The organism is uncultured Desulfosarcina sp., from assembly GCF_963664155.2.
In the GTDB taxonomy this organism is placed as follows: domain Bacteria; phylum Desulfobacterota; class Desulfobacteria; order Desulfobacterales; family Desulfosarcinaceae; genus Desulfosarcina.
Genome location: NZ_CAXXXH010000001.1, coordinates 1,417,748 through 1,435,432, shown reverse-complemented (window position 1 = coordinate 1,435,432; position 17,685 = coordinate 1,417,748). Strand labels below are relative to the sequence as shown.

At 57.2% G+C, this 17,685-nt stretch carries 15 protein-coding genes; 7 read left to right on the top strand and 8 right to left on the bottom strand.

Going from position 1 to position 17,685, the window contains the following annotated elements:
• Positions 1 to 93: 93 nt before the first annotated feature.
• Positions 94 to 1,584 (top strand): ABC transporter substrate-binding protein, encoded by a 1,491-nt coding sequence (locus tag ACHZBS_RS06400; protein ID WP_319405692.1) that lies wholly within the window; start codon positions 94 to 96, stop codon positions 1,582 to 1,584.
• Positions 1,585 to 1,701: 117 nt separating this feature from the next.
• Here ACHZBS_RS06400 and ACHZBS_RS06395 read toward each other — a convergent pair whose 3' ends face one another.
• The gene (locus tag ACHZBS_RS06395) at positions 1,702 to 1,833 is read right to left on the bottom strand and encodes a hypothetical protein (RefSeq protein WP_319405691.1); all 132 of its coding nucleotides are present in this window, start codon (positions 1,831 to 1,833) and stop codon (positions 1,702 to 1,704) included.
• 198 nt (positions 1,834 to 2,031) lie between these two features.
• Between ACHZBS_RS06395 and ACHZBS_RS06390 the strand changes: the two genes are divergently transcribed.
• On the top strand, positions 2,032 to 3,444 hold the full coding sequence (locus ACHZBS_RS06390) for an FAD-dependent protein (RefSeq protein WP_319405690.1): 1,413 nt from the start codon (positions 2,032 to 2,034) through the stop codon (positions 3,442 to 3,444).
• A gap of 36 nt (positions 3,445 to 3,480) precedes the next feature.
• On the opposite strand, the gene ACHZBS_RS06385 is transcribed toward ACHZBS_RS06390, so the two are convergent.
• From ACHZBS_RS06385 to ACHZBS_RS06375, 3 genes are read right to left on the bottom strand one after another with little or no spacing between them, the layout of a single operon-like run.
• Positions 3,481 to 3,921, bottom strand: a complete 441-nt coding sequence (locus ACHZBS_RS06385; RefSeq protein WP_319405689.1) for a hypothetical protein — start codon at positions 3,919 to 3,921, stop codon at positions 3,481 to 3,483.
• Between the two features lie 32 nt (positions 3,922 to 3,953).
• A complete protein-coding gene (locus ACHZBS_RS06380) occupies positions 3,954 to 6,725 on the bottom strand; it encodes a hypothetical protein (RefSeq protein ID WP_319405688.1) in 2,772 nt (923 codons plus the stop codon).
• A gap of 1 nt (position 6,726) precedes the next feature.
• Positions 6,727 to 7,539: a CbbQ/NirQ/NorQ/GpvN family protein gene (locus tag ACHZBS_RS06375; protein ID WP_319405687.1), complete on the bottom strand. Its 813-nt coding sequence runs from the start codon at positions 7,537 to 7,539 to the stop codon at positions 6,727 to 6,729.
• Between the two features lie 173 nt (positions 7,540 to 7,712).
• On the opposite strand from ACHZBS_RS06375, the gene ACHZBS_RS06370 reads away from it, so the two are divergent.
• The gene (locus tag ACHZBS_RS06370; RefSeq protein ID WP_319405686.1) at positions 7,713 to 8,882 is read left to right on the top strand and encodes a TraB/GumN family protein; all 1,170 of its coding nucleotides are present in this window, start codon (positions 7,713 to 7,715) and stop codon (positions 8,880 to 8,882) included.
• A gap of 53 nt (positions 8,883 to 8,935) precedes the next feature.
• Here ACHZBS_RS06370 and purN read toward each other — a convergent pair whose 3' ends face one another.
• Positions 8,936 to 9,772, bottom strand: coding sequence for a phosphoribosylglycinamide formyltransferase (purN, locus tag ACHZBS_RS06365; RefSeq protein ID WP_319405685.1), 837 nt, complete (start codon positions 9,770 to 9,772; stop codon positions 8,936 to 8,938).
• A gap of 206 nt (positions 9,773 to 9,978) precedes the next feature.
• Between purN and ACHZBS_RS06360 the strand changes: the two genes are divergently transcribed.
• The 4 genes from ACHZBS_RS06360 to rpmB all read left to right on the top strand — a co-directional run bounded on the left by ACHZBS_RS06360 (position 9,979) and on the right by rpmB (position 12,867).
• Positions 9,979 to 11,196 (top strand): HDOD domain-containing protein, encoded by a 1,218-nt coding sequence (locus ACHZBS_RS06360; RefSeq protein WP_319405684.1) that lies wholly within the window; start codon positions 9,979 to 9,981, stop codon positions 11,194 to 11,196.
• Between the two features lie 184 nt (positions 11,197 to 11,380).
• On the top strand, positions 11,381 to 11,710 hold the full coding sequence (trxA, locus tag ACHZBS_RS06355; RefSeq protein WP_319405683.1) for a thioredoxin: 330 nt from the start codon (positions 11,381 to 11,383) through the stop codon (positions 11,708 to 11,710).
• Positions 11,711 to 11,845: 135 nt separating this feature from the next.
• Positions 11,846 to 12,523: an outer membrane protein assembly factor BamD gene (locus ACHZBS_RS06350; RefSeq protein ID WP_319405682.1), complete on the top strand. Its 678-nt coding sequence runs from the start codon at positions 11,846 to 11,848 to the stop codon at positions 12,521 to 12,523.
• 152 nt (positions 12,524 to 12,675) lie between these two features.
• Entirely contained in the window at positions 12,676 to 12,867 is a 192-nt protein-coding gene (rpmB, locus tag ACHZBS_RS06345) for a 50S ribosomal protein L28 (protein ID WP_319405681.1), read from the top strand.
• Between the two features lie 4 nt (positions 12,868 to 12,871).
• Here rpmB and ACHZBS_RS06340 read toward each other — a convergent pair whose 3' ends face one another.
• The 3 genes from ACHZBS_RS06340 to ispG are packed head-to-tail and all read right to left on the bottom strand — an operon-like array spanning position 12,872 to position 17,639.
• Entirely contained in the window at positions 12,872 to 15,013 is a 2,142-nt protein-coding gene (locus tag ACHZBS_RS06340) for a bifunctional (p)ppGpp synthetase/guanosine-3',5'-bis(diphosphate) 3'-pyrophosphohydrolase (RefSeq protein WP_319405680.1), read from the bottom strand.
• The gene (gene proS, locus ACHZBS_RS06335) at positions 15,013 to 16,533 is read right to left on the bottom strand and encodes a proline--tRNA ligase (RefSeq protein WP_319405679.1); all 1,521 of its coding nucleotides are present in this window, start codon (positions 16,531 to 16,533) and stop codon (positions 15,013 to 15,015) included. The genes ACHZBS_RS06340 and proS overlap by 1 nt, the downstream gene beginning before the upstream one ends.
• Positions 16,534 to 16,556: 23 nt before the next feature.
• Positions 16,557 to 17,639, bottom strand: coding sequence for a flavodoxin-dependent (E)-4-hydroxy-3-methylbut-2-enyl-diphosphate synthase (ispG, locus tag ACHZBS_RS06330; RefSeq protein ID WP_319405678.1), 1,083 nt, complete (start codon positions 17,637 to 17,639; stop codon positions 16,557 to 16,559).
• Positions 17,640 to 17,685: the final 46 nt, after the last annotated feature.

The window sequence follows — 17,685 nt, the reverse complement described above, 5'->3', positions numbered from 1 at the left end:
GGACCACTGATTCATCCCGTCCTGCCTGCATCCCCGGATCTCCGTCCGAGCAACATCCCTGATATACTTCGGTTCGGGATCCATGTGAGTGAAATGGGCAATTTGGATCCGCATTTTGCCGCCGGTTCGCAGGATCGGGCCCTGGCGGACATGGTGTTCAATGGACTGCTGCGTTACCAGCCGGGAAACGCGCCAAAAATCGAACCCGACCTGGCCGAACAGATCCCCGGGTTTGAAATGATCGGTGGTCAGCAGGTGTGGACCGTCAAGCTTCGAAAAGGGGTTTTGTTTCATCCCGGTCCGCAAACCGCGGCCTACGAGTTGACCGCCGAAGATGTGGCTTTTTCCCTTCAAAAATCAGCCCGTCGTGTATTTTGCGCATATGCCGGGGAATATGAGGGAATGACCGTCGTCCCGGTAGATCGATATACGGTTCGTATTACCGTGGCTAAACCCGCTTCATCCATTATTTTCCTGCCGAAGCTGACCAATTATGCCGGGGGCTTTATCGTCAGCAGGCGGGCCGTTGAAATCATGGGGTATGATCGGTTCAAGCGGCATCCGGTGGGAACCGGTCCTTTTATGTTCAGCCAATATACAGCCGGTGAAAAATTGGTCTTAAAGGCCCATGAAGGCTATTTTCGCGGCCGGCCGGCGCTCGATGGGATCGAGTTCCGTTTCATGCCTGAAATCGACCGGCGTGAAGCGGCTATTAAAGCAGGAGAACTGGATGTGATCATGGGCTCCGGCGAGAAGGGCTGGCCCGAAAAGATGGCCCGCGAACCAGGAATAACGATCGATACCCATGGTGTCGGAGAGGTGGCCACCATCTATCTCAACACCAGGATGAAGCCGCTGGACGATCTCCGCATAAGGCGTGCGATTGCGTTTGCCTTGAACCGGGAGTCATTTATGGACACCATGAGCAAACAATTCGTGGGAAGCGTCTATTCGCCGGTACCGGAGCAGTTTATGCCTGGCGGTCTCACGGAAGCGGAGGCCGAACAACTTCATCTGACCTATGATCAGGACCTCGTCAAGGCCAGGCGACTGATGGCGGACGCCGGCTATCCTGACGGTTTTACGCTTGACCTGGTGACCTCTGAAAAGCGGCTTTACCGAACCTATTATGCGGAAATGAAACGGCAGCTGTCGGAGATCGGCATCGACTGCCGGATCGCCGTCGAGACCCATTCAGACATGCACAGGCGGATTCGTCGGGCGCCGGCACCCCTTGTGATTTATGTCGCCTGGCGCCCCAATGCGGATGCCTATCTGAGCCAATTTTTCCATTCCGACGCTATTGTCGTCAGCGGCGCCAAGCCGGACACCAATTTCTCTCATTATGACAAGGTTGACCAACTGATCGAGGCGGCGCGCCTGGAGATCGATCCGCAACGGCAGACCCAGCTTTGGTTACAGGCCCAGATTCGGATCCTGGACGACATGGCCGCTTATCCGATCATGTATACCAAACAGTGCTACGCCCGTAGAACCGGGGTGGAATACGGACACCCTCTGGTTTCCACAATGGCCCTGTATCCGCAATTTACCGAAAAGACCCGGCTGCATGCAAAGCCTTGACGGCTGCCCGGGATCAACGGGCTGTTCTCCAGTGGCTGCAGCATCGATGGACAAGCTTCGGCAAGCATGAACCGGGGGTGCAGCGGATTCATTCAAAAGCCGTTCGACCCGCAATCGCTATCCGAAAAAGTGAGAAAGGGTATAGCGGCTTCGAATGGATCGCTTTCCGTATTTCAGCGTCAGTCCGGTCATCTGGCAGCAAAGGGGGTATTCCCGCCACGCCGGTCTGTTTTCTGCGGCCTGCAGCATGTTCTGCCATCCGAAGCATCCCCGGCATTGACATCCGGTATGGAGGCACGGCGGAACATCCCCCTTTTTGATAACCTGGGGGGTAAGGCGCCGCTTGGAAGGGGAGGGCCTCTTTTTTTCATGATGGTGAAAACAAGTTGACATTTTCATGCATGTTGCGGGAAATGCCTTGAAAAGTCAACCAGGGAGCGTCGTCCATTGTCAGCCATACCTGCGAACGTTGGTTTTTATGACGTGATTATCGTCGGCGGGGGACCCGCCGGGCTCTTTTCCGCTTATTATCTCAGTGAACATGCCGACCTCAAGGTACTGCTTCTGGAGCGGGGAAAGGGACCCCTCAAGCGGGTCTGTCCGGTGGCGGACCGGCAGTATTGCACCCAGTGCCGGCCCTGCAACATCCTGTGCGGCATTGGGGGAGCCGGGCTTTTTTCCGACGGCAAACTCAATTTTATCCACAAGCTGGGGAAGACCGACCTAACCCAGTTCATGTCCATTTCCAGCGCCGAGGCCCTGATCGACGAAACCGAAGCGATCTTCAACCGGTTCGGCATGGACGGTCCGGTCTATCCCACGGACATGGACCAGGCCAAGACGATCAGAAAGTTTGCCAAGCGGTTCGGCATCGATCTATTGCTGATCAAGCAGAAGCACCTGGGCAGCGATCGTCTGCCCGGTTACATCGCCGCCATGACCGATCATATCAAATCCACCGGGGTGACGATTCATACCTCCGAAGAAGTGAAGGGTGTCATCGTCGAAAAGGGCCGGGTCGTGGGTGTTCAAACCAGCCGGGGGGAGCACCGCTGCGACCATGTGATCCTGGCACCGGGGCGGATCGGGGCGGACTGGGTGGCACGGCTGGCGGAAAAAAACGGCATCGGCCTGACCCAGCGGGGCATCGAGGTCGGGGTGCGGGTGGAGGTGCATAATGACATCATGCAGGACTTGTGCAATGTGATCTACGACCCGACCTTTTTCGTCCAGACCGGAAAATACGACGACCAGACCCGAACCTTCTGCACCAACCAGGGCGGTTTTGTCTCCCTGGAGAGTTACAGCGACTTCGTCTGCGTCAACGGCCACGCTTACCACGACCGTAAATCCACCAACACCAACTTCGCCTTTCTCTCCAAGGTGGTGCTTACCGAACCGGTCACCGACAACCAGGCCTATGGAGAGGCCATCGGACGCCTTGCCACCCTTATCGGCGGCGGCAAACCGATCCTGCAGCGTTTCGGCGACCTGAAGCGGGGCCGTCGCAGCACCTGGAACCGCATCCGCAAAGGGTACATCGAACCGACGCTCACCAACGTGGTGTGCGGTGACATCGCCATGGCGCTTCCCGAGCGCATCCTCACCAATATCATCGACGGGCTGGAGCAATTGAACCGGGTAGTGCCGGGTGTGTCCAACGACGAAACCCTGCTCTACGCCCCGGAAATCAAGTTCTTCGCCACCCAGGTGGAGACGTCGCGACAGCTGGAAACCCAAATCAAAGGCATGTACGTGGCCGGTGACGGGCCTGGTGTGGCCGGCAACATTGTGTCGGCTGCTGCCACCGGCCTGATTCCGGCCAAGGCAATTTTGGAAATTAGACAGATATCTAAATAAGCATGGGGGGATTGTGCCGTTTAACGTCCGGCTGCGTTATGGGTTGCCGGTCACCAGGGCGCGGACGATGTCCAACAGGGGCGGCTTCAGGGGCCGCCAGCCCGGAAACAAGGCCTTGTCGCCGTGCCATTTCAGGTCTACCGCGTCGAATTTTTCGGGAATGACCTTTTCGGACTGCTTGCCGTAGGTCTCCCGGGGATAGTACTCGACCAGCACCATGCGGTTGTGGTCGATTTTAAATCGGTGGACGATGGTGGTGGCGACGTGGCCGATGCATGCCCGCACGGAAACCTTTTTCATTGCGGACAGCCGGTCACCGGGCAGGTCGGAAACCACGGCGATGATCGGCTTGAGCAGGGGCACCCCCTCTGTGTTGTCCCTGGACAGGTCGAACAGCCGCAGCCGGCAGCGCCCGGCAGCAAGGTTGAACTTGCCGCCATACCCGTCCCAATTCAAGATGTCGTCGAAAATTTTCAAAGGCGCTCCTTTATATCTATCATGGATCCATTTTAATGCCGGGTCAGCGCGCTGTAAACCCTTACTAGCCTGTCCGGCAGGTCACGGATATTGCCGATGAGTGTGTGATGGCTGCCGCCGTAGAGACGGTCCAGTTGTCCGTTATCGCTGGCATTGACGGTGATGGCCTTGACGTGGATGGCGGCGCCGCGGGCTTCCATGACAGCCCGGCGGGTGTCCTCCACCGCATAGGGCCCCTTGTAAGCCAAGTCGTTGGGAAACCCGTCTCCCAGGATGATGATTAGCCGCACCCGGGCCTGCACCGGCGAAAGCAGAGCGGTGGCGTGGCGGATGGCGGCCCCCATACGTGTGCTGCGCTGGGGGGCCATGGCACTGATGCGTCCTTTTACGGAATCATCAAAGGGCGCATCCAGGTCCTTGATCCGGTAATAATCCACCCCTAGCGGGCCGGTACCTGAAAAGCCGGCGATGGCAAACCGGTCGCCCACCACCTTCAGGGCTTCACAGAGTAATACGATAGCCTGTTTTTCTACATCCAGCACCCGTATCCCCCGATCATCCACCGTGTTCCCCGTGGACCGTGACAGATCAACCAGGAGCAGGGTAGCCACATCTCTTACCCGTTTGATCCGTTTGATGAACAAACGGTCTGATGGCATCAATCCCGCCCTTTTATCAAGGGCGTAGTCCAGCAGCGCCCGGTAGTCGAATGCGTCGCCTTCCCGCCACTGGCGCAGGATGGTCATCTCTTCGGGTCGCAGCAGTTCGAAGGCATAGCGGATACGTCTGACCATCCCGCGGTAAGTGTTCAAAGTCTGCCGATAGAATCCGGGGTCCGACCCGTTGATTTGCTGCTCCCGTACCCGGACCCGGTCCGGAAGGTAGTCGCCCATGCACCAGTCCCATTCCCGGTAGCGAAAGGCATCGGCATCGTCGGCGTTGTTTGTCGGCTGTCCAAGGCCGTGGCTGCATACCAGGGATTCGAGATCCAGCCAGGAAAGGTCGGTGACGTCGGATACGCTGGGTGTCGATGATGGCTTCACGATCAGGGGGTGGATATCCGCTGTCGAGACCTGGCCGTTTTGCCGGACGATAAGGCGCTGGATGTCCGAGCGGTAGACGCGGATTCCCCGTTGGGCCAAGCGCTGTTGGATATCCGCTGCCAGGCGGTGGCAGGTGATGTGAAAGGGGCCAAAAAAAGTCGGTTCCAGCCGACGGCCGAAAGGCAGATTCAGGGGGAGAAAGGCGGGCATTCCCTTTGCAGCCGTGTGGCCGGCCAGTATCGGATAGAATTCCATGGTCAGCTGTGCACTGGTATCGGCGGTGTCGTTGCCTGATGAGGTCGCCCGGTTCAATCGTTCAGACAAGGCCTGCCCCGCCGATTTAAGGGCCGGATTCTCCACCGGTCCTTCATTCATCACCAACTGTCGGTAGAGGGGAAACCAGGTGCCGCCGATTGTCGAGCCGGTTTTGGCCTGCAGGTGATCATCGGATAGGGCTTGGGTGAGCCGGCGATAAAGGCCGGGGTAGCGCTGGCTGACCTTGCGGGCGATGCGGCCGTGTTCGCAGAGGGTGAACAGGTCCAAGGCCATAATGGGATGTTCGAACCCGCGGAGGAAGCGGTTCAGGTCGGATTCGGCGGCGCGGGATTCGGACATGTCCGACGGGGGGGCGATGGATGCGGTATTCAATGCTTTTTCGACATCCAGGTCATAGGTGCCGAATTCGATGGCGCCGGCCTCCAGCCTGACCAGCAGTTTAAATAAGCTGACATTGTCCGCTTTCCGTTCCATCAAGTCCATTTCGTCGGGCAGGTAGATGGACCGGCCATCGCATCGGACCAGCGGCATGCCCGGGTCGCTGGTTCGGTGCTTTCCCGATAGAGAGGAGAGGGGGCGGATGGCCACGGCCAAGCCGGTGCGGGCGTGCAGGTATCTTTCAAGCCGAGCCCGGACCACCGACAGGGGCACGGCCACCTGGAGCTCACGGCAACTTTCTAACGCGGGGCGGGATTCTAAGGAAAGAAATCGGGCCCCCAGATCAGGGGACTTTTTATACTGTTGGAGTGCCCGGTCGATAAATTGATTCAGTGCCGGCTCCGAAAGCAGGTGGAGGCCGGAGGCCAACCCCTCGAGGTAGTTGTCGGCCAGCCGTTCATCTACCCGGATGGTGCGCGTCAACCCCCGGATCTGCCATAAGCGGCGGGAACGGGTAAACCCGTCCACGGCGCGAGGCAGGGCGTGGGTCAGGTAAACCGTGCGGTTGTATGAGGTTTCCAGAGAATAGGTGGTGGCCAGAAGATCGAGAAAGGCGTGGGCACAGGCCAGGTCTTTCTCCTGGATTAATTTGGAGAGGGTCTCCAGGGGGGCGTTGAGGGTATAGGTGCCTTTTTGCAGCATGAGCCGGGTGGTTTCCTCGAACCGGTCCGCAAGGCCGGCGTCACCACAGACCAGTACCGGCACCAGATGCCGGGCAATCAGACCGGCCAGGGTGGGTCCTCTGGCGGCGGCCTTTTTTACCAGGCGGCGGTATCTGTCCAGATCGACCCTGGCGCCGCCGGCCAGCATCCGGCCCATCCCCTCGGCCAGGTTGCGCCCGAAGGAGACCTCCACGGCCAGGGCTTCGATTACCTCGTCCACCACCCGGGAAAGGCGGTGGATGTAAGCTGACGGTTCCGAGCCGGTCAGATGGGCGAGCATCAGTTGCGCGGCTCTCGGGTCGGCTATCGTCAGATGGTCCATGAGGTGCCGGAGTGCCTGATCCGGGGTCTTATGGCCTGGGGCGGGGGGGTGGGCCGGTTGCATATCACATCAGGTCGTCGATCAGGTCGTTGAGGGTTTCCTGCAGCCGGTCGTCGTCGGTGAGCGGTTGGCATAGGGCGGCGGTGCAAGCGCTTTTAAAGGAGATACCTTCGCGGATCAGGCCGGCGGCATAGATGAGCAGCCGGGTGGACGCGCCCTCGGTGAGGCCGTGTTCCCTGATATTGCGGATCTTTCCGGCCAGGGTCACCAGCCGCGCAGCGGTGTCGTCGTCCACATTTCCCTCGACGGCCACGATTCGGGATTCGTCTTGCGGATTCGGATATTCGAAGGCGAGGGCCACGAAGCGTTGGCGGGTGCTCTGCTTCAGGTCTTTGAGCACCGACTGGTAACCCGGGTTGTAGGAGATCACCATGAGAAAATCAGCGTGCGCCCGGAGGACCTCCCCCTTTTTATCGATGGAGAGGGTTCGACGGTTGTCGGTCAGCGGGTGGATGACCACGGTGGTATCCTTGCGTGCCTCGACCACTTCGTCCAGATAGCAGATGGCGCCCATTCTTACGGCCCGGGTCAGGGGGCCGTCCACCCAGACGGTTTCATCGTCTTTAAGCAGGTAGCGGCCGATGAGGTCAGAAGCAAACAAATCCTCGTGGCAGGCAATAGTGATCAACGGGCGGTTGAGACGGAAGGCCATGTGCTCAACGAATCGGGTCTTTCCGCATCCGGTAGGGCCTTTGAGCATGACGGGCAGCCGGGCCGCTGCCGCTGCCTCGAACATGCGGATTTCGTCACCGGTGTCCAGGTAAAAGGGTTCGGTGTCGATGGTGTATGGATTTTTCGGAGCGCGATTTTTCTGCATCAGACTATCCAGCCCTGTTTCATGTCCACCGGCACCACGGATGCCGGGGCAATGCCTCCGGGGAAGCCATGCCTCGGGAATCAATATTTGACATCACCGGTAGAGCGTATATATTGGCTCAGCTTTTAACTGCCGGGAAATACCCCGACCATAGGGAAAGTAGCATATATTCGATGAACGATAAATTCAACAGCGAGATGCTCCACCATCTGGAGCATGACGGCAAACGGGTTATCCTTATCGGCACCGCGCATGTGTCAAAAGAGAGCGTGGATCTGGTCGAAGCCATCATCGCCGACGTCAAACCCGATACGGTCTGTGTGGAACTTTGCGAAGGCCGCGCCCAGTCCATTCGCCAGAAGGATCGCTGGCAGGAGATGGACATCATCAAGGTGATCAAAGAAAAAAAGGCTTTTCTCCTGCTGTCCAACCTGATGCTGGCATCATTTCAAAAACGCATTGCCAACCGTTTGGAGGTGGCTCCCGGCCAAGAGATGATCCAGGCCATGGATTCTGCCGAAACGGTGGGCGCCGCTGTCCATCTGGCCGACCGGGATATCCGCATCACCTTGTCGCGAACGTGGCGAAGCATGGGGCTGTGGGGCAAGATCAAGTTGCTTTTCCAGCTGATTCTGTCCCTGGGAGAGGTGGACGAGATCAGCGAGGCGGATGTGGAAAAGATGAAGCAGCAGGACATGCTGGCTTCTATTCTGGATGAGGTGGGCAAATCCATGCCCCAGGTGCGCACTTGCCTCATCGACGAACGGGACCGCTACCTGACGGAAAAGATCCGGTCGGCGCCAGGGCAGACCATTGTCGCCGTGGTGGGCGCCGGCCATGTGCCCGGCATCAAGCAGTACTGGGACCAGCCCATCGACATCAACGCCCTGGAGACGCTGCCCCCCAAAGGCCCGCTGCCCGGGTTTTTGAAATGGTTCATTCCTTTTTGTATTTGCACCCTGATCATCTATGGTTTTTTCCGTGGCGGTGCCAGCGCCGGTGCGGACATGGTAGTCTGGTGGATTCTGGCCAACGGCATACTGGCCGGCCTGGGTGCCCTGATCGCCCTGGGCCACCCGCTGACGATCCTCTCGTCCATTCTGGCGGCGCCGTTGACCTCGCTCAACCCCATGATTGCCGCGGGGTGGGTGTCCGGCCTGGTGGAGGCTTTTTCCCGCAGGCCCAAGGTAAAAGATTTCGAAAGTCTGCCCATCGATATCCTGTCGGTCAAAGGCTTCTGGCGCAATAAGGTTACCCGCATTCTGCTGGTGGTGGTGTTTACCAATCTGGGCAGCGCCGCCGGTACCTTCGTGGCCATTCCCATGATGATGAAATACCTGTAACGAATCGCGGAATTAAGGGCTGCTGGGATTAGTCAATTGATTTGACCTGATCCTCAACGCGCCACTCCGTCATCCCTGAATTCACCCTCAGCGGATTGAGCGGTTTTTACCACGGTGCGCTGGCAGATCCGGCCGTCGTCGAGGCGATGGGTCAGGGTCACGGTTTTTAAGCGCCCCCGGGCAAAATTCTGAATGCACTGCGGATAGAGCTGCCATTCCTGCTCCAGGCCCTTTCGCTTTACGTCGTCCAGGGTGTCGGTTTCCAGGATGGGAAAGGACCGCTGGCCGATAATGGGTCCCGAATCCTCCCCATAATCAATAAAATGCACCGTGCATCCGCCCACCTTGCAGCCGTAGCGGAAGGTGTCCCCGTAGCCGTCAACGCCTGGGAATGAAGGCAGGATGGCCGGATGGATGTTCATGATGCGCGGAATTGCCGGATCGATGTTGAAGCGGTCGATAAAATAGGGGGTCAGGTTGCGCATGAAGCCGGCCAGCACGAGCAGGTCCACCGGACCGTGGGCTTCCATTTCGGACAGCAGGCGGCTCTCGGCGGCGGCCCGGGTGCAGAAAAATGTCCGGACGCGGACCTCGGGGACATCGGCGGGAAACAGGTGCTGTTTGGCCTGTATCTCCGAGAAGTCGAAATCGCCAGGCAGGGTAAATTGCGCCGGATCCTGCCGGTAGGATTGAATGAATGGCCCATATTCCACCACGAAGCTGGGGATGTCGTGGTTGCGGGCCCGCTCCAGGCCTTTTACCCCGGATTGGTCCGATGCCACAAATGCCATCTCCCCATCGATACGACCTTCTTCGCAGGCGTCGATAATGGCCTGAAGGTTGGTCCCGCCGCCTGATATCAGTGCACCGATGCGAATTTTTTCAACCATTTGCATCCCCTTTTCTCTTTGAGGTCGGTTTCCGGCCGGTTGCGCCTTTGAAAAAGAGGTAGCAGAGATAGCCGGCTCATGTCAATTTCCAGATGATGTGGCTGTGGGTTCAAGTTGTGGCCCTTGGGGCCGATAATAAAGTTTGCGGGACCCGGTCAGTGCCCTTCGACAAACAACCTTACGACGATAACGTGATAGAAACCCGTATGGAAGATATTTACGTTGCCCGACAGCCCATCTTCGACAAAAACAAGAATATTTACGCCTACGAGCTCCTATTTCGTGACGGAACGGCCAACTATGTTCCCGATATCGACGGGGATGTGGCTACCACCACCCTGTTGGCCAACACCTTCTTCACCATTGGGATGGACACCCTGGCCGCTGGAAGAAAATTATTTATTAATTTTACCCAGAACCTTCTGGAAAAAAAAGTTCCTCTTCTGCTACCCAGCGCAACCACGGTGATCGAAATCCTCGAAGACGTCAAGCCCGACCCTGCGCTGATCGATGCCTGCGCGCAAATGGCTGCCGATGGCTATACCATTGCCCTGGATGATTTCGTGTATAAACCGGAGTTGGCGCCGCTTGTCGCCCTGGCAAACATTATCAAATTCGATTTCCGGCTGACGCCGAGAGAGGCGATCGATGCTTACCTGAAGCAACTTTCCAGCAACCACCTGTGCCTTTTGGCCGAGAAGGTGGAAACCCACGACGAATTTGAGGCGGCCCGGAAAATGGGCTTCGAATTGTTCCAGGGCTACTTTTTCTGCCGACCGGAGATCCTTCAGGGGCGGGAAATCCAAGGATCCCAGCTTACCCAGATGATGATCATGGCCCAGATCAACAGCGACACCTTCAGCTGCGACGAACTGGAACGGCTGATTGCCCGGGACATGGGCATCTCCTACAAGCTGTTCAAGTATCTCAACTCCGCCTTTTTTGCCCGTGCCACCAAAGTGACTTCCGTGAAGCAGGCGCTTGTTTTTATGGGAGAAAAGGAGATCCGCCGCTTTGTTTCTCTCGTTGCGATGTCACGGCTGGCGGAAGGAAAGCCAGACGAACTGATCAGGCTGGCCTGCATTCGGGGCAAGTTCTGTGAACTGCTGGGCGGCGAAGCAAATGAGCAGACATCTCCGTCGGAGATGTTCACCCTGGGAATGTTTTCCCTCATCGATGCCGTTATCGACCAGCCCATGGACAAGATATTGGGTGAACTTCCCCTTTCCAATCAGATCAAGCACGCCCTGGTCGATGCCAAGGGCCGCCTTGCCGGACACATCGAGCTGGTGCGGTCTTATGAGACCGGGCGGTGGGACCGGGTGGCCCGCCTGGCACACGCGTTGAAGCTCGATGGAAAAACCCTCCCGGCCTTGTACCTGCAAGCCTGCCAATGGAGCGACATCACCGCAAAAGCCTCCTGAGAATAAGCCACGTCTGTGATTCTTTTAGCGTTAACCTGCCTGCCGGGCAGAAAACCGATCGGCCGCCGTGCCACCGGGCCGGCGATTCCAAAAACAAAGAGGAACGGTTGACAATCAAGAGCCATATTACTATCTTAATTAGAATTTTCACCTTGCCCAACAATAATTGAAAGGATATCTCATCATGGCAGAAGGTATTAAGGAAATAGAAGACAGCAGCTTTGATGCAGAAGTAATGAAAAGCGATAAGCCCGCAGTGGTCGATTTTTGGGCTCCCTGGTGCGGCCCATGCAAGGCAATCGGTCCTATTCTTGACGAATTAGCCAAGGCCTATGGGGATAAAATCAAATTCACCAAGTGCAATGTTGACGATAATCCCGTGACACCGGGGAAATTCGGCATCAAAGCCATTCCCACGCTGATTTTCTTCAAGGACGGTGAAGTGGCGGACCAGATTACCGGCATGGTGGCCAAATCGAAGTTGGAAGAGGCTCTGAAAAACGTTCTGTCATGATGCGACATCGTCTTTTTTTCCACCCTTTTCTATAGTAGGTGATTGGCCGGCGGCGCCCCGAAAGGGAACACCGCCGGTGTCGGTTCTGCCAACGGGAACCCTCGTGTTCCCCTACGCAACGGAGTGACGCTGATCATGAAACGGTTGCTGTTTGCCTGTGTGGGTGTGGTGCTGATTTGTTCCGGGTGCGCATGGTTCGAATCCAAAGAGGAGAAGTCCGCCCAAGAGCTGGTGCAGGACGGCGTCGATTATTTCGAGGACGGTAGATATAAAAAAGCCGTTGAATCCTTCGAGAAACTGCGGGACTGGTATCCGTTTTCCCGATACGCCATTCTGGCCGAGCTGAAGATTGCCGATGCCTATTTCAATCTGGAATCCTATGCCGATGCCATCTTTGCCTACGAAGAGTTCGAGCAGCTCCACCCTCGTAACGAGGCCATCCCTTATGTGATTTTCCGCATCGGCCGTTCTTATTTCAACCAGATTGATACGATCGACAGGGATCAGTCCAATGCCGCCAAGGCCTTGGAAACCTACCAGCGACTGGTCCAGCAATATCCGGAAGATGCTTATGCCGGCATGGCCCGGAGTGACATGCTGGCCTGCTACCAGAGTCTCTCCGGACATGAGTTCTACGTGGGGCTGTTCTACTACAAGAATAAGAACTACAAGGCGGCCAAGGCACGGTTTACGGCGGTGGTTGAGAAATATCCGGATGTGGGCAACCATTACAAAGCCCTCACCTATCTGGCCAACTGTGACTCCTGGAATCAATCCCGCTCGCAGCCATCGGAAGTGCCATCGGCGCCATGATTCCCGTCGGCGCCGGTTTTCGCGGTCAGCGGTGCCGATACAAAAAGGCTTTACATGCGCTACGATTTAATGTAACCAATCCAAGTTTGAAAAACAGTTGGGGCCGAATGGCCCGTGATTTTATCAAAGCCAAGCAACGGAGATTATCAGTCATGTCAAAGATGTGTGAAATATGTGGAAAGAAACCCATGGTGGGAAGCAACATCAGCCATGCCCACAACATCACCAAACGCCGGTTCAACCCCAATCTGCAGAGCGTTCGGGCGTTTCACAACGGGCAGGTGAAAAAAATGGTGGTCTGCGCCCAATGCATCAAGTCAGGCAATGTGGTCAAAGCCGCCTGAGGCCCTAACCCAACCGCTTGACTTCCAGCACCTGCCTGACTTGCTTTAGCGACTCCACCACACGGTTCAGATGTTCCGTGCCTTGGACCGAGAGCGTAAAGTAGCTGTCCACGGTCTGGTTGTCCTTGGTCTCCGTATTGGCACTCAATATATTGGCGCCGCTTTTGCTGATATTGGCCGCCACGTCCGCCAGCAAGCCTACCCGGTCGAGGGATCGCACCACAATTTTGACCGGGTAGGATTCGGTCATCTCCTGGTTCCACTCCACCTCGATCTGGCGTTCCGGGTTTAACTTCATGGCGTTGACGCAGGTGGTGCGGTGAACGGTCACGCCGTATCCCCGGGTGATATAACCGGTGATGGGATCGCCGGGCACCGGCTGACAGCATTTGCCGAAACGGACCAGGATGTCGTCCACGCCCTTGACCACCACCCCGCCCTTTTCTTTTTTTTTCCGGTCTTTGGAGACGATTTTGTTAAAGAAGGACTCGGTGTCGTCCACCGCTTCCTTGGGGGTTATCTTCCGGATGATCTGGAGCGGGGTGATCTTGCCATAGCCTACGCTGGCAACCAGGTCCTCGGATTGTTTGAACCCGAAGCTCTCCACGACCTTTTCCATCTCTTCGGTCTTGATCAGGGAATTGAAGTTCAGTCGATACTTGCGGAAGGCTTTTTCGCACATCTCCCGTCCCAAAGAGATGCTGCGTTCCTTTTCCTGCGTTTTGATCCATTGCCGGATGCGGGAGCGAGCCTTGACCGTCTTTACAAAATTGAGCCAGTCCTTTGACGGATGGTGCCCCTTGCTGGTGATCACTTCAACGATTTCACCGGTCTGAAGCTCGTATTTCAGCGGGACCATCCGGCCGTTCACCTTGGCCCCGACACACTGAGCGCCCACCTCCGAGTGGATCAGGTAGGCAAAATCCACCGGGGTGGCACCCTTAGGCAGGGATTTGATCTGCCCCTGGGGGGTAAACACATAGACATCGTCGGGGAAGAGATCGATGCGCACATTCTCGAGAAATTCATTGGGGTCTCTGAAGGCTTCCTGATTTTCCACCAGATTCTGCACCCAGGCAAAGGTTTTCGAGACATTTTCGTCGATAACCTTGCCTTCCTTGTAACTCCAGTGGGCGGCGATGCCGGATTTGGCCACCCGGTCCATCTCATGAGTGCGGATCTGAACCTCGATGCGTTCCCCGAAGGGGCCGATGACGGTGGTGTGCAGGCTCTGGTACATGTTCGGCTTGGGCATGCCGATGTAGTCCTTGAATTTCTTGGCAATGGGGCGCCACAGGCTGTGCATGAGTCCCAGGGCTTCGTAGCATTGGGGGATGGTGTCCAGGATGATCCTGAAGGCAATGATGTCGTAAACTTCTTCAAAGGGCAGGTTCTGGATCAGCATCTTCTGGTGAATGCTGTAAAAATGCTTGTAGCGTCCGCTGACCTCGGCGTTCAGCCCGTTTTCGTCCAGCTTTTTCTGAATGTAGCGCTTGACGGTTTCCACATAATTTTCCCGGTCTTCCTTGTCCTTGTCCACCCGCTGGCGGATATCTTCGTAGGCTTCGGGATTCAGGAATTGAAAGGATCGGTTTTCCAGCTCGTTCTTGATCCAGTAGATGCCCAGCCGGGAAGCGATGGGAGCATAAATATCCAGGGTTTCCCTGGCGATCTTCTTTTTTTTGGCCGCGCTTCTGTGAAATTGAAGGGTCCGCATGTTGTGGAGACGATCGGCCAGCTTGATAAGGATGACCCGGATGTCGTCGGCCATGGCCAGCAGCATCTTGCGAATACTCTCCGCTTCCCTGGCCTGGGCACTGTTAAAGGGCAGCTTGCTCAGTTTGGTGACGCCGGAGACGATATGAAGGACATCACGGCCGAACATTTCGCCGATTTCATCTTCCGTGGCATGGGTGTCCTCAATGACATCATGGAGCAAACCGGCAGCAATGCTTACCGAATCCAGTTTCATTTCCGCCAGGATGCCAGCTACCTCCAGCGGGTGGGAGAGATACGGCTCCCCGGACAGGCGCATCTGGCCGTCATGCACCCGGGCCGAGAAAATGTAGGCCCGGTCGACGATGTCCACGTCCGCATCCGGGTGATTTTCAATGACCTTGTCAATGATGTCGGTAATTCGAATCATTAATACGCCTTGGCGTACACCACGCGCGCGTCGCTGGGTTTACCGCAGCAGATACAGGTCCCCGTTTCCTTTTCCGCATTTAACGGGATGCAGCGAATGGTGACGTTGAGATCATCTTTGATCCTGGCTTCGCAGGCCCCGTCCCCGCACCAGTGGGACATGGCAAAGCCGCCGTGATTCTCCGGTTTTTCCGGATTTTTCGGCGTAAACCAGTCGTAGAAATCCTTCCGGTCGTCCACGCGGCGGGTGTGTTCATCCCTGAAACGGCAAGCCCGGTCGAACAGGTGCCCCTGGATGTCGTCCAGGATGGAAGGTAGTTCGGCCACGAAGGCTTCCCGCTTCATGGCGGTTTTATCCCGGTGGGATCGATCGCGACGAGCGACGAACACGGAATCTTCGGCCATGTCCCGGGGCCCGATCTCCACCCGGACGGGGATGCCCTTTTTAACCCAGTCCCACCCTCGGGCGCCGCCGATATCCCGGTCATCAATTTCTACCACCAGCTCCCGACCGGCGTAGGCCGTATCCCTCAGGGCAGCGGCTATTCCATTGACGTAGTCCATCACTTTCTGCCGGTCGTCCGGGCTTCTGAAAATGGGCAGCAGCACCACGTGGGCCGGCGCTACCCGGGGCGGCATGATGACGCCGTCGTCATCGCCATGGGTCATGATCAGGCCGCCGATCATCCTTGTGGAGGTACCCCAGGAGGTGGTCCAGGCGAAGTCTTCGGTTTCGTTTTCGGTCTGGAAACGGATATTGGAGGCTTTGGCGAAGTTCTGCCCCAGAAAATGGGAGGTCCCGGCCTGCAGGGCCTTGCGGTCCTGCATCATGGCTTCGATGCACAACGTATCCACGGCGCCGGGGAACCGCTCCGCCGCCGTCTTGCGGCCCTCGATGACCGGCATGGCCAGATCGTCCTGAACCATGCGAGTGTAAACCTTTAGCATCATCTGTGTCCGTTCGATGGCCTCGGTGTCCGTGGCATGGGCGGTGTGGCCCTCCTGCCACAGGAATTCGCTGGTGCGCAGGAAGATCCGGGTACGCATCTCCCAGCGCACCACGTTGGCCCATTGGTTGATGAGAAGGGGCAGGTCGCGGTAGCTGCTGACCCATTTGGAAAAGGAGTCGCCGATGATGGTTTCCGAGGTGGGACGGACCACCAGGGGTTCGGTGAGGGGACCGCCGGGAACCAGCCTGCCGTCGGGTGCCTGCTCCAACCGGTGATGGGTGACTACGGCGCATTCTTTGGCAAACCCCTCCACATGCTCGGCCTCTTTTTCCAGAAATTGAATGGGAATAAAGAGTGGAAAATAGGCATTTTTCACGCCGGTGGCCTTGAACAACCGGTCCATCCGGGCCACGATGTTTTCCCACAGGGCGTATCCCCAGGGTTTGATGACCATGCAGCCGCGCACCGGGGAGCGTTCGGCCATGTCAGAGGCCTTGATGACCTGCTGATACCATTCCGGATAATCCTCCTCTCGAGAGGGAGAGATGGCATTTTTCTGCGGTTTACCCATGTGTGTGTCCTAACTGTTTTTGTTTAATGCTCATCGGTTTGCTGTTCAAACTCGTCTACGGCTTCCAGAACCACTTCTACCAACCGGTCCGCGGGGAATTTTTTTACTACTTTCCCCTTTTTGAACAGGATGCCCACCCCGCTGCCGCCGGCAACGCCGATGTCGGCTTCCCGAGCCTCTCCGGGGCCGTTGACCACGCATCCCATGATCGCCAGCTTTACCGGGGTGGTGCGTGTCATCAGCGCTTTCTCCACTTTGTCCACGATGTCGAACAAGGGGATGTCGCACCGTCCGCAGGTGGGGCAGGATATAATTTCCGGTCCCCGGTGGCGGATGTCAAGCGCCCGCAGGATTTCATAGCCCACCCGGATCTCTTCTACCGGGTCCCGGGTGAGGGAAACCCGCAGCGTGTCCCCGATACCCTCGGCCAGCAGGGTGCCGATTCCCAGCGCCGATTTGACGATGCCCGAATACAGCGAACCGGCTTCGGTAACCCCCACGTGAAGGGGCAGATCGGTCTTTTGCGACAGCAGCCGATAGGCCTCGAGGGTCCGGGGCACATCAGATGCCTTGATGGAAATTTTGATGTCGTGAAAATCCAGGTCTTGCAGCAGGGTCGCATGCCGCAGGGCGCTTTCCACCATGCCCGCAGCAGTTACCCCCCCGTACGCTGCTATGATATCCTTTTCCAGCGAACCGGCGTTGACACCGATGCGGATGGGAATCCGGCAGTCCCTGGCGCAATCGACGAGGGCCTTGATGTGTTTAGGGCTGCCGATGTTTCCGGGATTGAACCGAAGGCCATCCGCGCCGCCCTTTGCCGACGCGATGGCCAGGCGGTAGTCAAAATGGATATCCGCAATCAGGGGAATGGCGATCTGCTTTTTGATGCGGGGGACGGCATTCGCCGCCGATTTGTCCGGGATTGCCACGCGCACAATTTCACAACCGGCCTGCGCCAGCTGCTGGATCTGTCGCACGGTTGCCGTGACGTCATCGGTTTTCGTGTTGGTCATGGACTGGACGCTGATGGGTGCCCCGCCACCCACAGCTATCTCTCCCACCATGATCCGGCGGGTCTTTTTTCGCATTATCGATAGAGGCATCTTCTTTTTATCGAGCCTCCGAAGGGATTGCTTTCGGTATTGATGC

Coding starts and splice junctions, on each gene's coding strand:
- rpmB (WP_319405681.1), top strand. CDS start 12,676: ATGTCAAAGATGTGTGAAATATGTGGAAAGAAACCCATGGTGGGAAGC.
- ACHZBS_RS06375 (WP_319405687.1), bottom strand. CDS start 7,539: ATGCAGAAAAATCGCGCTCCGAAAAATCCATACACCATCGACACCGAA.
- ACHZBS_RS06340 (WP_319405680.1), bottom strand. CDS start 15,013: ATGATTCGAATTACCGACATCATTGACAAGGTCATTGAAAATCACCCG.
- ispG (WP_319405678.1), bottom strand. CDS start 17,639: ATGCCTCTATCGATAATGCGAAAAAAGACCCGCCGGATCATGGTGGGA.
- ACHZBS_RS06380 (WP_319405688.1), bottom strand. CDS start 6,725: ATGCAACCGGCCCACCCCCCCGCCCCAGGCCATAAGACCCCGGATCAG.
- ACHZBS_RS06370 (WP_319405686.1), top strand. CDS start 7,713: ATGAACGATAAATTCAACAGCGAGATGCTCCACCATCTGGAGCATGAC.
- ACHZBS_RS06360 (WP_319405684.1), top strand. CDS start 9,979: ATGGAAGATATTTACGTTGCCCGACAGCCCATCTTCGACAAAAACAAG.
- proS (WP_319405679.1), bottom strand. CDS start 16,533: ATGGGTAAACCGCAGAAAAATGCCATCTCTCCCTCTCGAGAGGAGGAT.
- ACHZBS_RS06400 (WP_319405692.1), top strand. CDS start 94: ATGGGCAATTTGGATCCGCATTTTGCCGCCGGTTCGCAGGATCGGGCC.
- purN (WP_319405685.1), bottom strand. CDS start 9,772: ATGGTTGAAAAAATTCGCATCGGTGCACTGATATCAGGCGGCGGGACC.
- ACHZBS_RS06395 (WP_319405691.1), bottom strand. CDS start 1,833: ATGCTGCAGGCCGCAGAAAACAGACCGGCGTGGCGGGAATACCCCCTT.
- trxA (WP_319405683.1), top strand. CDS start 11,381: ATGGCAGAAGGTATTAAGGAAATAGAAGACAGCAGCTTTGATGCAGAA.
- ACHZBS_RS06350 (WP_319405682.1), top strand. CDS start 11,846: ATGAAACGGTTGCTGTTTGCCTGTGTGGGTGTGGTGCTGATTTGTTCC.